This is a genomic window from Nocardia sp. NPDC024068 (genome assembly GCF_040638875.1).
In the GTDB taxonomy this organism is placed as follows: Bacteria; Actinomycetota; Actinomycetes; order Mycobacteriales; family Mycobacteriaceae; genus Nocardia.
In genome coordinates this window covers 28116-40572 of the sequence record NZ_JBEZYU010000033.1, presented here as the reverse complement: position 1 = coordinate 40572, position 12457 = coordinate 28116, and the positions used below count along the sequence as shown (strand labels likewise).

The 12457-nt window shown below is 68.2% G+C and carries 15 protein-coding genes; 9 read left to right on the top strand and 6 right to left on the bottom strand.

Annotated features, from left to right (window positions below; all coding sequences use genetic code 11):
* Window positions 1–16: 16 nt before the first annotated feature.
* Window positions 17–802, bottom strand: a complete 786-nt coding sequence (locus tag AB0F41_RS21975; RefSeq protein ID WP_357426605.1) for an SDR family oxidoreductase — start codon at window positions 800–802, stop codon at window positions 17–19.
* Between the two features lie 59 nt (window positions 803–861).
* On the opposite strand from AB0F41_RS21975, the gene AB0F41_RS21970 reads away from it, so the two are divergent.
* Complete coding sequence (locus tag AB0F41_RS21970) at window positions 862–1215, top strand: helix-turn-helix domain-containing protein (RefSeq protein WP_357426603.1); 354 nt, start codon at window positions 862–864, stop codon at window positions 1213–1215.
* A gap of 79 nt (window positions 1216–1294) precedes the next feature.
* Here AB0F41_RS21970 and AB0F41_RS21965 read toward each other — a convergent pair whose 3' ends face one another.
* Together AB0F41_RS21965 and AB0F41_RS21960 are read right to left on the bottom strand one after the other, a co-directional pair.
* Complete coding sequence (locus AB0F41_RS21965; protein WP_357426601.1) at window positions 1295–1840, bottom strand: DUF402 domain-containing protein; 546 nt, start codon at window positions 1838–1840, stop codon at window positions 1295–1297.
* Between the two features lie 40 nt (window positions 1841–1880).
* Window positions 1881–2327 (bottom strand): SgcJ/EcaC family oxidoreductase, encoded by a 447-nt coding sequence (locus AB0F41_RS21960; protein ID WP_357426599.1) that lies wholly within the window; start codon window positions 2325–2327, stop codon window positions 1881–1883.
* 68 nt (window positions 2328–2395) lie between these two features.
* Between AB0F41_RS21960 and pip the strand changes: the two genes are divergently transcribed.
* From pip to AB0F41_RS21945, 3 genes are all read left to right on the top strand, one after another.
* Window positions 2396–3367, top strand: coding sequence for a prolyl aminopeptidase (pip, locus tag AB0F41_RS21955; RefSeq protein ID WP_357426597.1), 972 nt, complete (start codon window positions 2396–2398; stop codon window positions 3365–3367).
* Between the two features lie 244 nt (window positions 3368–3611).
* Window positions 3612–4493 (top strand): NAD(P)-binding domain-containing protein, encoded by an 882-nt coding sequence (locus tag AB0F41_RS21950; RefSeq protein WP_357426595.1) that lies wholly within the window; start codon window positions 3612–3614, stop codon window positions 4491–4493.
* A 13-nt stretch (window positions 4494–4506) separates the two neighbouring features.
* Window positions 4507–5223, top strand: coding sequence for a GNAT family N-acetyltransferase (locus tag AB0F41_RS21945; RefSeq protein WP_357426593.1), 717 nt, complete (start codon window positions 4507–4509; stop codon window positions 5221–5223).
* 58 nt (window positions 5224–5281) lie between these two features.
* On the opposite strand, the gene AB0F41_RS21940 is transcribed toward AB0F41_RS21945, so the two are convergent.
* Window positions 5282–5482: a hypothetical protein gene (locus AB0F41_RS21940; protein ID WP_357426591.1), complete on the bottom strand. Its 201-nt coding sequence runs from the start codon at window positions 5480–5482 to the stop codon at window positions 5282–5284.
* Window positions 5483–5598: 116 nt separating this feature from the next.
* Here AB0F41_RS21940 and AB0F41_RS21935 point away from each other — a divergent pair, with 116 nt between their 5' ends.
* Complete coding sequence (locus AB0F41_RS21935; protein WP_357426589.1) at window positions 5599–6198, top strand: hypothetical protein; 600 nt, start codon at window positions 5599–5601, stop codon at window positions 6196–6198.
* A 121-nt stretch (window positions 6199–6319) separates the two neighbouring features.
* Here AB0F41_RS21935 and AB0F41_RS21930 read toward each other — a convergent pair whose 3' ends face one another.
* On the bottom strand, window positions 6320–6934 hold the full coding sequence (locus tag AB0F41_RS21930; RefSeq protein WP_357426587.1) for a pyridoxamine 5'-phosphate oxidase family protein: 615 nt from the start codon (window positions 6932–6934) through the stop codon (window positions 6320–6322).
* A gap of 236 nt (window positions 6935–7170) precedes the next feature.
* Here AB0F41_RS21930 and AB0F41_RS21925 point away from each other — a divergent pair, with 236 nt between their 5' ends.
* Both AB0F41_RS21925 and AB0F41_RS21920 read left to right on the top strand, forming a co-directional pair.
* Window positions 7171–7578: a YciI family protein gene (locus AB0F41_RS21925; protein ID WP_357426585.1), complete on the top strand. Its 408-nt coding sequence runs from the start codon at window positions 7171–7173 to the stop codon at window positions 7576–7578.
* On the top strand, window positions 7575–8720 hold the full coding sequence (locus tag AB0F41_RS21920; RefSeq protein WP_357426583.1) for a DUF6596 domain-containing protein: 1146 nt from the start codon (window positions 7575–7577) through the stop codon (window positions 8718–8720). The genes AB0F41_RS21925 and AB0F41_RS21920 overlap by 4 nt, the downstream gene beginning before the upstream one ends.
* A 75-nt stretch (window positions 8721–8795) precedes the next feature.
* On the opposite strand, the gene AB0F41_RS21915 is transcribed toward AB0F41_RS21920, so the two are convergent.
* On the bottom strand, window positions 8796–11057 hold the full coding sequence (locus AB0F41_RS21915) for a glycoside hydrolase family 3 C-terminal domain-containing protein (protein ID WP_357426581.1): 2262 nt from the start codon (window positions 11055–11057) through the stop codon (window positions 8796–8798).
* 107 nt (window positions 11058–11164) lie between these two features.
* On the opposite strand from AB0F41_RS21915, the gene AB0F41_RS21910 reads away from it, so the two are divergent.
* Window positions 11165–11779: a TetR/AcrR family transcriptional regulator gene (locus AB0F41_RS21910; RefSeq protein ID WP_357426579.1), complete on the top strand. Its 615-nt coding sequence runs from the start codon at window positions 11165–11167 to the stop codon at window positions 11777–11779.
* 138 nt (window positions 11780–11917) lie between these two features.
* Entirely contained in the window at window positions 11918–12451 is a 534-nt protein-coding gene (locus tag AB0F41_RS21905) for a M15 family metallopeptidase (protein ID WP_357426577.1), read from the top strand.
* The last annotated feature ends 6 nt before the right edge of the window (window positions 12452–12457 follow it).

Here is a 12457-nt window from a genome sequence, read left to right as displayed (position 1 = left end):
CCGGACGGTCGAGAGGTCAAATGGTTTCCGTGCCGGGCGGAGGCCGGTGCACGGTGCCGGTGAGATAGTCCGCTCCGCCAACGTAGAACGTCTGCCCGGGTGCGGCAGGGGTATCGAGCGCATCGGCCACGGCCACCGCGAACTCTTCCACGGTGGGCAATGGCCCCTGGGTGCGCCGCGCCGCGACGGCGTCGGGGTCGCGGCGTTCCAGCAGCCGGATGATGATCGTGCCGTCGATCATATCGCCGGATACGACGACGAACCCGACACCGTGGTCGATGAATTCGGGCAGGAGAGCTCGCAGGGCGTCTTCGCCGGCACGTTTGCTCGCGGCGATCGGCTCGTATCCGTCGGGCAGTCCGCCGCCGTGGGTGTGGAAGTGCGCTTGGTGGCTGGTGACGAACACGATTCTGCCGCCGGGCATGAGCGGCAGGGCGAGGGTGGCGAGCCGGACCTGCGCGTCGCGGTTCAGTCGCAGCGCGTAGCCGGGATCGGCGCCGCGTTCGAGCCCACCCGAGGCATTGAGCACGAGCGCGTCGAGGCGGCCGAATCGGGCGCGGATATGGTCGATCATCTCGGTGACCGCGGTGCCGTCGGACAGATCCGCCCCGATGGCCGAGGCACTGCCGCCCGCCGCGGTGATCGCATCGACCACCGTTTGCGCCCGTTTGGCCTTCTCGCGATAGTTCACCAGGACGTGGGTGTCCGGGGCCGCCAGCCGCTGGGCGGTGGCGGCGCCGATACCGCGGGAGGCGCCTGTCACCAGCACGATTCGTCGCGTGGGCGGGTCCGTTCGGTCCATCGGGTGTCTCCTCGGTCTCCCGGATGCTTCTGATCGAGAAGCAACTATGGTGCTTCGAAATGAGAAGCGCAAATGATCGCGGCCCGGCCGGGCCGACCGAGGAGTCCGGCAACGCACCGATCCTGGCCGCAATCGACCTGCTGGGGCAGCGGTGGATGCTGCGCGTGGTGTGGGAGCTGGAACCCGGACCGCTGGGGTTCCTGGAACTGCGCCGGCGGATGGGCAACTGCTCGTCGAGCATGTTGTCGAACCGGCTCCAGCAGCTTCAGGTGGCGGGCCTGGTGGAAAAACACGGCCCGAAAGGTTCCTACGAACTGACCATCGCCGGGGTGCGCCTCGGGGAAGCCCTGCAACCGCTGTGGGATTGGTCGGAGATCTGGACCGATCGGCCCCACGACTTCCGCTGGCCCTGAACCGCTGCGCAAGAGACACCGATCGGCCCTCGACTGTCGCGACAGGGATCCCACCGGCCGAGCCCGCCGCACCCCGCCACTACCCGTGCGCAGCGGCGTCGGGCTGCCAGTTCTGCCACCGAGGAATCCACCAGCAGTCGCCACGGTCCAGTTCGGCAGCCACCCGCGCGGCTTCGCGCCACACCGTATCGGCCTCCGTGGAGGTGAGCCGGCCGACGGCGACCTGCTCGGCGACGTCGTCGCGGTCCTTCCACTGCCATTCACCGTCCCGGACAACGATGTCGAGGCCGTGATCGTCGGTGTCGAAGTAGTCGTCGCCGCGGTGGTAGGGCCGTTCGAAGTTGATGTACCAATGGTCGAACCGGCCGTGACGGAAGAACGCCCACACCGAGTAGGCATCACCGGGCCGGTACAGCTGCAGGACGTTGCTGCCGGTCCAGCGGTCCTGGCCCGACCACGGATGCGGGCCGAACGGATGCGGCGGAAATGTGAAGGGTGCGCCGTCCTCGAACCAGACAGCGAGTACTTCGTCATCGGCGATCACTCGCACCGGCATCGTCATCCACACCCGGCCGTGCAGTACTTCGCGTCGCTGCACCGTGGATCCGACCGCGAACCTGGGCATGGTTGCCACGTTAGCTTCTCTGCAGGCGCCGGCCCGAGGATCAGGTGCGGACCGACCCGGCAATATTGGTGTTGTGCACCGAACAGGCCCACCATGCCCCGTTGCGCTTGAGCAGAACCCAGGTGCCTCGGTTGGCGAGGGAGAACTCCGCAGTGTGCAGTGTTTGCTCGACGTTGACGATTGCGTGTTCCGGTGTCAGGAGGCGCAGGGCGAGTATCCGGAAGTGGGCTCGCGCGTCCGGGCTGTCGCCGAGACGTGCGCGGTGGTAGCTGTGCAGTTCGGCCCAGCCGCGGAAGATCGCGCCCGCCGGTGTGATGAAGACGATGTCTTCGGTGAACGGCTGGTCGAAGGCTGCCGCGTCCTTGGACTCCAACGCGGATTCCAATGTCCGGAACAGGGCTTCGATCTCGGCAGTTGTGCCCGGGTCGGCATCCGGGATCCCTGCCGTGGGACGGACGCCGGCCGGAGCATGCTCGCTAGAACTCACTCGCCGCACGCTACGCCCTCCCACCACCCGCCGGTGCGGCCCTCCGGTGCCCGATATCGTGGTCGTTCGTGGCTGCTTCCGACGCACGGCAACGGTTCCCCGAGATCGAGCCCTACGAGTCGGGGCTGCTCGACGTCGGTGACGGCAATCGGATCTATTGGGAAACCAGTGGGAACCCCGAAGGCCGTCCGGTCCTGGTGGTGCACGGCGGGCCCGGCGGTGGCGGCGGGCGGGGGGCGCGAAAGACCTTCGATCCGGACGCCTTCCGGATCGTGTTGTTCGATCAACGGGGGTGCGGGGCGAGTCTGCCGCACTCTTCCGATCCGTCGGTCGATATGGCCCACAACACCACCGAACACCTCCTTGCCGATATGGAACTGCTTCGCGAGCATCTCGGCATCGACCGATGGCTGCTGTACGGGGGCTCGTGGGGATCGACCCTGATTCTCGCCTACGCGCAACGCCACCCCGGCCGGGTGACCGCGATCGTGCTGGTCTCGGTGACGATGACCCGGCCGCAGGAGATCGACTGGCTCTACCACGGCCTACGGCTATTGCTGCCGGTCGAATGGGAGGAATTCCGTGCGGGGGTGCCCGCGGCCGATCGAGACGGCAACCTGGTCGAGGCCTACCGGCGGCTACTGGAACATCGCGACCCCGAGGTCCGCGCCGAAGCCGTGCGTCGATGGTGTGCGTGGGAGGACGCGGTGATCGCGCACGAATCTCTCGGCAGGCCCGGCCAGGCGGGCGCGAAGCCGGACGCCGACCAGGTGGCGTTCGCGCGGACCTGCGCGCACTACTTCGCCCGCGCCGCCTGGCTCGACGACGAACAGCTCCTGCGCGACGCGCACCGCCTCGCCGGTATCCCCGGCGTCCTCATCCATGGCCGCCTCGACCTCTCCACACCGCTGCGCACCGCCTGGGAGCTGTCGCGAGCCTGGCCCGACAGCGAGTTGCGAGTCGTCGAGGACTCCGGCCACACCGGAAGTCCCACCATGCAAGCCGTCATCCTGGAAGCCGTCGCCCGGTTCGCCGACTGAGCGAGAATCCCGCGAGGCAGCGGTTTCTGGTGTGATATCGGTCATCCACCCACCCGGTGGGTCTTCGTGAGCAGGTCGCTTACTCGAAGGTGGGGTATCGCACCGGAAAGTGTGTACTGGTCCGTGCCGCCGCCTGCGCCGAGACTCGGTCTCTGTGAACGAGACCGCGGAATCCCCCGCGCAGCGCGTACCGGAACCGCATCGGCCCATCAGAAGGTTGCGGTAATCGTGAGGAAGGATCATCATGCCGCGAGCAGTAGCTGATTCGGTGACCGTTATCGGCCTGGGCCCGATGGGACAGGCGATGACCAGGTCATTGCGGGCCTCGGGCGTCGAGGTCACCGTCTGGAACCGTAGCTCGGAGAAGGCGCACGCCATGCGGGAATTCGGCGCTGCCCGTGCGGATACGGTGGCGCAAGCCCTCGACGCCGGAGAAGTGATCCTGCTCAGCCTGACCGACTACGCCGCTATGTACGAAGTCCTCGAGCCGGCTGTCGACCGGCTGCCGGGGAAGACGATAGTCAACCTCTCGTCGGATACGCCGGAAGAGACACGCGCCGCCGCGGGGTGGGTTCGTGCACGAGGCGGTCGATTCCTCGCCGGGGGAGTGATGGCCGACGGAGAGAGCCTCGGGAGTGCGGACTCCTACGTCTTCTACAGCGGGGAACGCGAGGTGTTCGATGCCAGCGCCGAGGTACTTCGTCCCCTCGGCCGGGCCGAGTATCTGGGCGCGGACGTCGGGCTCGCGCAGCTGTACTACCAGGCCGTTCTCGCCATTTTCCTGTCCGGGCTGCTCGCGTTCGAGCAAGCACTCGCCATGATCGATCGCTCGGGCGAACCGATCGAGCGATTCCTGCCCTACGCGCAGCAATCAATGGGCGATATGAGGGCCCTGTACGCCGCGGTTGCCGCAATGGCGACCGACACCGGCGGGTGGCGGGACATCGCACATCTGCGCATGATGACGGCCGGTGCCGGGCATGTGGTCGAGACCACCGCAGCCGTCGGTGTAGATACGGGTTTGGCGCGCGCGGTACAGAACCACTGGCTTCGCGCCTTATCCGAAAGCGAGCGAACCGGTGTACCGATATCGACCTTCGAGTTGGTTCGAGGGCATCCACAATAGGACGAAGGTAGCCATGCCAAGGGATCCGGTGCTGACAAGAGCCCACGCTCTCTGGGAGGGGCTGGCCGCGGCGCCGGTTTCGTTCTCGTCGCCCGACGGCGTGGATGTGGCGATCTCCCCCCGATCGATGGTCTGCCCGCAGGGCTGGGCCGGCTTCATTGTGTTGCAAGGCCGGGCAATCGTGACCGCGCCCGGTCCGGCCGCGGCGATTCGCGGTGCCATCGCAGCGCTGTCCGTCGAGGACCTGGTCGACCCCGAAATGCTCGGCCGGGTCCTGCCCTTGGCAGAAGTGCTGGGCCCGGCCACGCTCGCCTACATCGACGAGCGCGATTTTCGGGCGGCTCCGCCGGGTGCGGTGTCGGTCGATCGGCTTTCCGTCGAGCACCCTGATCTACGCCGGCTCGAAGTTTCGGCGGGCGAGCAGGAATCCGAGGAAAGCGGGCTCCGCGAGATAACCTCCCCGGCCTTCGCCGTCCGGATCCATGGCAAGGTGGTCGCCGCCGCCGGATATCGCACCTGGCCGAGCCGGACCGCCCACATGAGTGTGCTGACAGCGCCCGAGGACCGAGGGCGGGGCTGGGCACGGCTGACGGGTTCTGCGGCCGTGGCGCACGCTCTGGAGTCCGGGCTGCTTCCCCAGTGGCGGGCCCGCACCCCGCAGTCCAAACGCGTTGCGTTCGCCCTGGGATTTCGCGAACTCGGTGCCCAACTCAGTGCCAGACCGAGTTGAGGACTCCATCGAATCGGGATTCCGGTGGTTCCTCAGATGGCATCGGTCGCGCTGGGGTTCAGTAGCGGAGGTCTCGGCCTGGCGGGAGGGACATGCTCGCCCATTCTCGGAAAGTGCGTGGTTCTCGTCCGAGCAGCTGCCGAGCGGGTTCCTCTTGCTCCCGGAGCACGGGGTCGTCGGGGTAGGCGGCGAACGCCGGGGTGGCGTAGAGGGTTACCGCGATCGTGTCCTCCGGCCAGCCTTCTGCTCGCCAGCTCACCAACATCTCCGGACATTCCACACTGTGCGTTCATGAGTTCTGGGGATAGGTGTGAGCCGGCTCGCAAAAACCATATGGTCTGTTTTTTGCCATGGCCGGTGAGTGATCATATCCGCGTGGATCTCGATCGAATCAGCACCCGGGCCGCGGAACTCGCGGCAGATTTCGGCGTGCGCACGCCACGCGTCGTGGTGGGGAGCGTGCCGCAATGGGTGACCTGGAGGCTGCGGTACTCCGTCCGGAAGCGGGAGCCGGTCCTGACAATCGCTGCCGGATTCGGTGACCTCCCTGTGTCCGAGCAGGACGCTGCGCTCGCGAACATGATCGTGGTGGGCCATACCTATCGCGCCGGAGCGACCAGAACCGCCCTGATCTTCGCCCTGTGCTTCGTGGTCGCCAGCTGGCCGCTGATGTATGCCGCCGCCTATCACGGAACTCCGATAGAGGTGACCGTTTCCGTGTTCGGGACTCTCTACGTGTTCGGCTACCTGCTGACGTTCGCGCTGCGGTCGCGACATGTCATCCACCGCAGTGATCACAGAGTGGCCGAGGTGATGGGGCGATCGGCCGTGGACTCGATGATCGACCACGACATCCGTAACGGGCACATGATCCGGGGTTTCATACGGCTCTATCTGACCGCGTTCAGCCCTACGATCGCTCAGCGTATGCGGCGCCTGGACGCCGACTTCGGGCCGCGTCCTATCGCCGCCTAGTCGATTCGCCGGACCCGAGAGGCGCTCGGGCACATACTCGGGTTGCCTCCGTCCGCTATGGCGGAACAAGGCAATGGACAACCCGCCGAGTTCCTGCCGAAAGCGAAGGGAAACCCTTTGCTCAGCTTTCGGAGAGGGGCCTCACGGTCGGCGGTAGCTGATGTCCGAGGGAACCGGGTAGGGGGTGTCCGGGATCGAGCGCGGGCAGGCCGTCGATGCTGTGCCCGTTGTCGCCGGTGACCCGCCGCGCGTACTTCTCCTCGGGCTGCCGGGCGTGATGGGCATCGAGGACCGGACGTTCGCCGACCAGGTCGTAGTAGGGCACCGAGTAGCCGCACGAATCCGCGATGCGATCGACCTCGACCACAATGGCCATCCGGACACCGGGATGGTCGGTACCGAACTGGTGTCGCAGGGTGGCGAACTCCGGGTCGTCGGGCCGGACGGCGCGGCCGGTGCCGAACAGGCGCAGGATGCGCGAGTTCCGGGTGAACGAGCAGAACATGATGGTGATCCGGCCGTTGTCCCGCAGATGCGCGATGGTTTCGACACCGCTGCCGAACAGATCGAGGTAGGCCACGGTGTGATCGTCGAGTACGGCGAAGGTGTCGCGGTAGCCCTTGGGCGACAGATTGACGTGACCGCCCTCGGAAGGAGCGGTGGCGACGAAGAACATCGCCTGTTTCCCGATGAATTCCCGCAAGGAATCATCGATATGCGCGAACACCTTGGCCATGGTGGACCTCTTCCCTCGTCGCCTCGTACCGGACCCGGATTCGAACCTATCCCGCACGTCGTGCGGGGGCATCGAGAAAATCGACACATCGGGGCATGGCCGCCGGACCGAGGTCGTCGCCGGGTGCCGGAAAAAAAGTTTCGATTCGGCATGCTGTGGGTGTCGAGAATGTCGTGCGGGCTCCGTCCCAGGGATGAGAGCGGCCACGAGGGCCGCGATGACGAAGGAGAATCGACATGAAGTACCTGCTGCTCAAGCATTACCGCGGCGGCCCCGCCCCCGTCGGCGATTTCGTGCCGATGGATCGCTGGACGCCCGCGGAGGTCGACGCGCATATGCAGTTCATGCGGGACTTCGCGACCAAACTGGAAGAGAACGGCGAATTCGTGGACGCGCAGGCGCTGGCCCCGGAGGGCGCGTTCGTGCGGTTCGACGGCGCGGGCCGCCCGCCGGTGACCGACGGTCCGTTCGCCGAGACCAAGGACCTCATCGCGGGGTGGATGATGATCGACGTGGAGTCCTGGGATCGCGCGCTCGAGCTGGCCGGGGAGCTGTCCGCCGCACCCGGGTACGGCGGCGAACCCCTCTACGAATGGCTCGAGGTCCGTCCGTTCCTGTCCGAGGCCCCTCCGGCGGCCGAGTGAACGACGCGTTGCTGCGGGAGCTGGTGCCCGCGGTCCTGGCAGTCCTCGTCCGGCGCGGCGCCGATTTCGCGTCGGCCGAGGACGCTGTCCAGGAGGCCCTGATCCGGGCGCTGGAAACCTGGACGGAGGATCCCCCGCGGGATCCGAAAGGGTGGCTGGTGACGGTCGCGTGGCGCAGGTTTCTCGACGCCACCCGCGCGGAGACGTCGCGGCGGGGGCGGGAGGTCGCGGTCGAGGTGGAGCCGGCGCCCGGTCCGGTGCCCGCCACCGACGACACTCTGTGGCTCTATTTCCTGTGCGCGCATCCGTCGCTGGCCCCGGGTTCGGCCGTCGCCCTGACCCTGCGCGCGGTCGGCGGCCTGACCACCCGGCAGATCGCCACGGCCTATCTGGTTCCCGAGGCGACCATGGCGCAGCGGATCAGCCGGGCCAAACGCCGGATCTCGGGCCTGCCGCTGGACCGGCCCGGTGATCTCGACACCGTGCTCCGGGTGCTCTATCTGGTGTTCAACGAGGGGTACGGCGGGGACGTCGACCTGGCGGCCGAGGCGATCCGGCTCACCCGGCATCTCGCCGCCGCCACCGGTGACCCCGAGGCCGCGGGACTGCTCGCGCTCATGCTGCTGCATCACGCCCGCCGGGCGTCCCGCACCGGCCCCGGCGGCCGGCTGGTGCCGCTCGGCGCGCAGGACCGCAGCCGCTGGGATACCGCGCTGATCGCCGAGGGCGTGACTATTCTGCAGACCGCACTGGGCCGCGACCGGCTGGGGGAGTATCAGGCGCAGGCCGCCATCGCCGCCCTGCACGCGGACGCCCCGGCCGCCGCGGAAACCGACTGGGTGCAGATCGTCGAGTGGTACGACGAACTGCTGCGTCTCACCGGCAGCCCGGTGGTGCGCCTCAATCGCGCGGTGGCGGTGGGTGAAGCGGACGGACCGCAGGCGGGTCTCGCGGCGCTGGCCGAAGTGGATCCCGAACTGCCCCGGTACACCGCGGTCCGGGCGTACTTGCTGGAACGGGCCGGTGACCTCGACGCGGCCGCGGGGTTGTACGCCGAAGCCGCCCGGGCCGCGTCGAGTGTTCCCGAGCGCGATCACCTCACGCGCGAGGCCGCGCGCGTGAGGCAGCTGTCGCCACCGTGAGCGCGAAGCGTCCGGCCCCCGTCGCCCCGAGACCGCCGCCCCGATATTCACACCGGGGCAGCGGTATCCGGGGGGCTACGACGGGCCGGCCGGTTCCGAGTGGTCGGCGGCGGCCAGCAGCTTCTGCAGGTCTTCTTCGGCCATGCCGAATCCGGCCAGCCGGTCGAGGGGTATGGAAGCGATCATCCGCATCATGTCCGTGCCGAAGGCGCCGCCGTCACCCATCTGGGTTGCCATACCGCTGAACAGATCGGCCAGTGCGGCCGCGGTTTTCGGGTCCGCGAGCGCTTCGCCGAGGGTGGACTGCGCGGTGATCGGGATGCGGAGTTCGTCGCCGGTGACCGCGACCGTGCCGGTGGCCCGGATATCGCGGCTCGAGGCGCCGATATGGGCCCGGTAGGCGCCGTCTTCGACGACCCACTGATCGGTGCGGGTCTCCCAGTAGGCGAGATCCTCGCGGGCGATATCGATCGTGACCCGCTCGGTGGCACCGGGCTCGAGTTCGCCGGTGGCGGCGAAACCCTCGAGTTCCAACGGGGGCCGGAGCACCGCCGAATCGGGCATCGAGGTGTAGACCTGCACGATTTCGCGACCCTTGCGTGTGCCGGTGTTGGTGACGCTCACTCGTACCCGGATTCCGGAATCGCCGGCGGTGAGTTCCGCGTCGGAGTAGTCGAAGGCGGTGTAGGACAGTCCGTGTCCGAACGGGTAGGTGACCTCCGCTTCGCGGGCGTCGTACCAGCGGTAGCCGATATGGATACCTTCGCCATAGCGGACATGGGAGTTCTCGCCCGGGAAGTTCAGGTAGGCGGGGGTGTCCTGCAGGCGGACCGGCACCGTTTCGGCGAGCCGCCCGGAGGGGTTCACCACCCCGAACAGCACATCGGCGATCGCGCCGCCACCGGCCTGACCCAGCAGGGCGGCATCGACGATGGCCGGGGCGAGTGCGGTCACCGGCGCGAGCCGCAGCACCCCGCCGTGCGCGAGCACCACCACGGTGCGCGGCTGTACTCGCGCGATCTCGGCCAGCAGGGCGAGCTGGTCGGCGGGCAACTCGATATCGTCGCGGTCGAAACCCTCGGATTCCTGCGATGCCGCCAGGCCCAGGAACACCACGGCGGTCTCGGCATCGGCCGCGACCCGCGCCGCTTCGCGTCGGAGCGTGTCCGCGTCGCCGGTGCCGTCGGTGGTGAACCCGCGGGCGAAGGTGACCGCGTCCGCGCCGGCGAGGGCGCGGATCTCCGCCAGTGGGATATCGAGCGAGGTCGGGTTCACATGCGAGCTGCCACCGCCCTGGTATCGCGGTGATTCGGCGAACTCGCCGATGACCGCCACCGGACGCCCGGGGGGCAAGGGCAGCAATTCGTTCTCGTTGCGCAGCAATACGACGCAGCGGCCCGCCACCTCGCGGGCGAACGCATGGTGTTCCGGCAGCTCCGGCGCCGGCCCGGCCCGGCGCCGTCCGGCCACCGCTTTGGCGGCGAGCGCGGCCATGTTGGCGGCCGCGCGTTCGACGGCGGTCCCGGCGAGCGTGCCCGCGTCGAGCGCCGCGGCCACCTGGGTATCGCCGCGCCCCGAATCGCCCGGCATCTGCAGGTCCAGTCCCGCGGCCACCGAGGCGACGCGGTCGGCGACCGCGCCCCAGTCGCTGACCACCACACCGTCGAAGCCCCACTCCTCGCGGAGGACCTCGGTGAGCAGCCAGTGGTTCGCCGCGGCGGGTACCCCGTTGATCCGGTTGTAGGAGCACATCACCGTCCACGGCCGCGCCGTGCGCACGATATGGGAGAAGGCCCGCAGGTAGATCTCCCGCAACGGCCGCGGATCGATATCGGAGCTGGACCGCATCCGGTCGTGTTCGCAGTTGTTGGCCGCGAAATGTTTCAGCGATGCTCCCACGCCGGTGCTCTGCAGCCCCTCGACCCAGGCGGCGCCCAGCCGGCCGGTCAGAATCGGGTCCTCCGAGTAGTACTCGAAGGACCGGCCGCCACGTGGATCCCGTTTGATATTGATGCCCGGCCCCAGTAGTACATCCACGTCGAGCGCGCGGGCCTCGCGTCCCAGGGCCACACCCACCCGCCGCAGCAGATCGGGGTCCCAGCACTGGCCCAAGCCGACCGCGGGCGGGAAACAGGTCGCGGGTGCGCTCTCGGAGAGCCCGAGGTGATCGGAGGCGCCGAGCTGTTTGCGGACACCGTGTGGGCCGTCGGTCATCGTCAGGGCGGGCACCGCCCCGACCGCCTTCGTGGTCCAGAAATCCGCACCGCTACCGAGCGATATCTGCTCTGCTCGGCTCATTTCGGCCTGTCCCGCCGCTGCCGGTGACCGGTTGTCCATATCGTCTCCCTGTCCGCTGGGCACATCACTGTGCGAGACGCCGCTTCCTCAAAACCGTATGCCATCCGGTTTTTGGTGGCAAGAGATCACCCCAGTACAGTCGTCGCGTGGCGCCACGTGGCTCGTATTCGAAGGGCATCGCGAAACGGACCGAGATTCTGGACGCGGCCCTCGAGCTCGTCGCGCGCGTCGGTTTCCGTCGCACCACCGTGCGCGAACTCGCCGACGCGGTCGGGCTCAGTCAGTCCGGGTTGCTGCACCATTTCGGCACCAAGGAACAGCTGTTCACCGAGATCCTGCGCTACCGCGACGAAGTGGACCGCCGCACGTTCGCCGGACCCGCGGGCGGCACCGGGTCCGGCGAACTACCCGCCGCCATCGTGAACCTGGTGCGCCACAACGCCGAAGTGCCCGGGTTGGTTCAGCTCTACTCGCGGTATTCCTCCGAGGCGGCCGACCCCGGCCACCCCGCGCACGACTTCTTCCGGCAGCGCTACGAGCAGGCCCGCGGCGATCTCACCGAGACGATCACCCGGCTCCGGACCGCGGGCCGCCTACCCGCCGACCTCGACGGTGACCGCCTGGCGGTGCTGGTGTTCGCGATGATCGACGGACTCCAGATGCAGTGGATGTACGACAGCTCCATCGATATGGCCGACCATATCGCCTTCTTCTGGGAGATGATCCTCGGCGCCGGGCCGGAGCCACATTCGCGTAGTTGAGACCCGGTAAACTTTTTGACGACGGCGTTCGGGCGAGGCGGGCGGTAGGTGACGGGGATGCGACTGACAGATCACGTTTATGCAGCTCAGGATGAATTTTTCCGGAGGCGGGAGTGGGGCGCCGATAGGATCGGCAGCATGATCGACTCCCTCCGCGTCCTACCCCGCCGTATCGGTGTGACCGGCGCGATCGTGGCCGCCGCAGCCCTCGGAACGGTGCTGGGCGCCGCGCCCGGTGGCGCCGCGCCCGCGCAGGCGTTCCCGATACCACCGCTCACGGAGGTCGCGGCGGCGGGCACCGAGGGCCTCGATCCGCTGCTGGCCCTGGCCTACACGATGGCCGAGCAGGACGCGCACGCACAGGGTGTGCCGATATCGATCAATTCCGGCTATCGCACGCCCGAGGAGCAGCGGGCCATGTGGGAGGACGGACTGCGCACCTACGGGACCCCGGAGGAAACCCGGCGCTGGGTGCTGCCTCCGGAGGAATCCACCCATGTCACCGGCAAAGCCGTCGATATCGCGCCCCGGGAGGGAGCCGCCTGGCTGGAGGCGAACGGCAACCGCTGGGGCCTGTGCCGGACATTCGACAACGAGTGGTGGCATTTCGAGCTGGTGACACTCCCCGGTACCGCCTGCCCACCCCGGATTCCCGACGCCGCCCACCGCTGAGGTGCG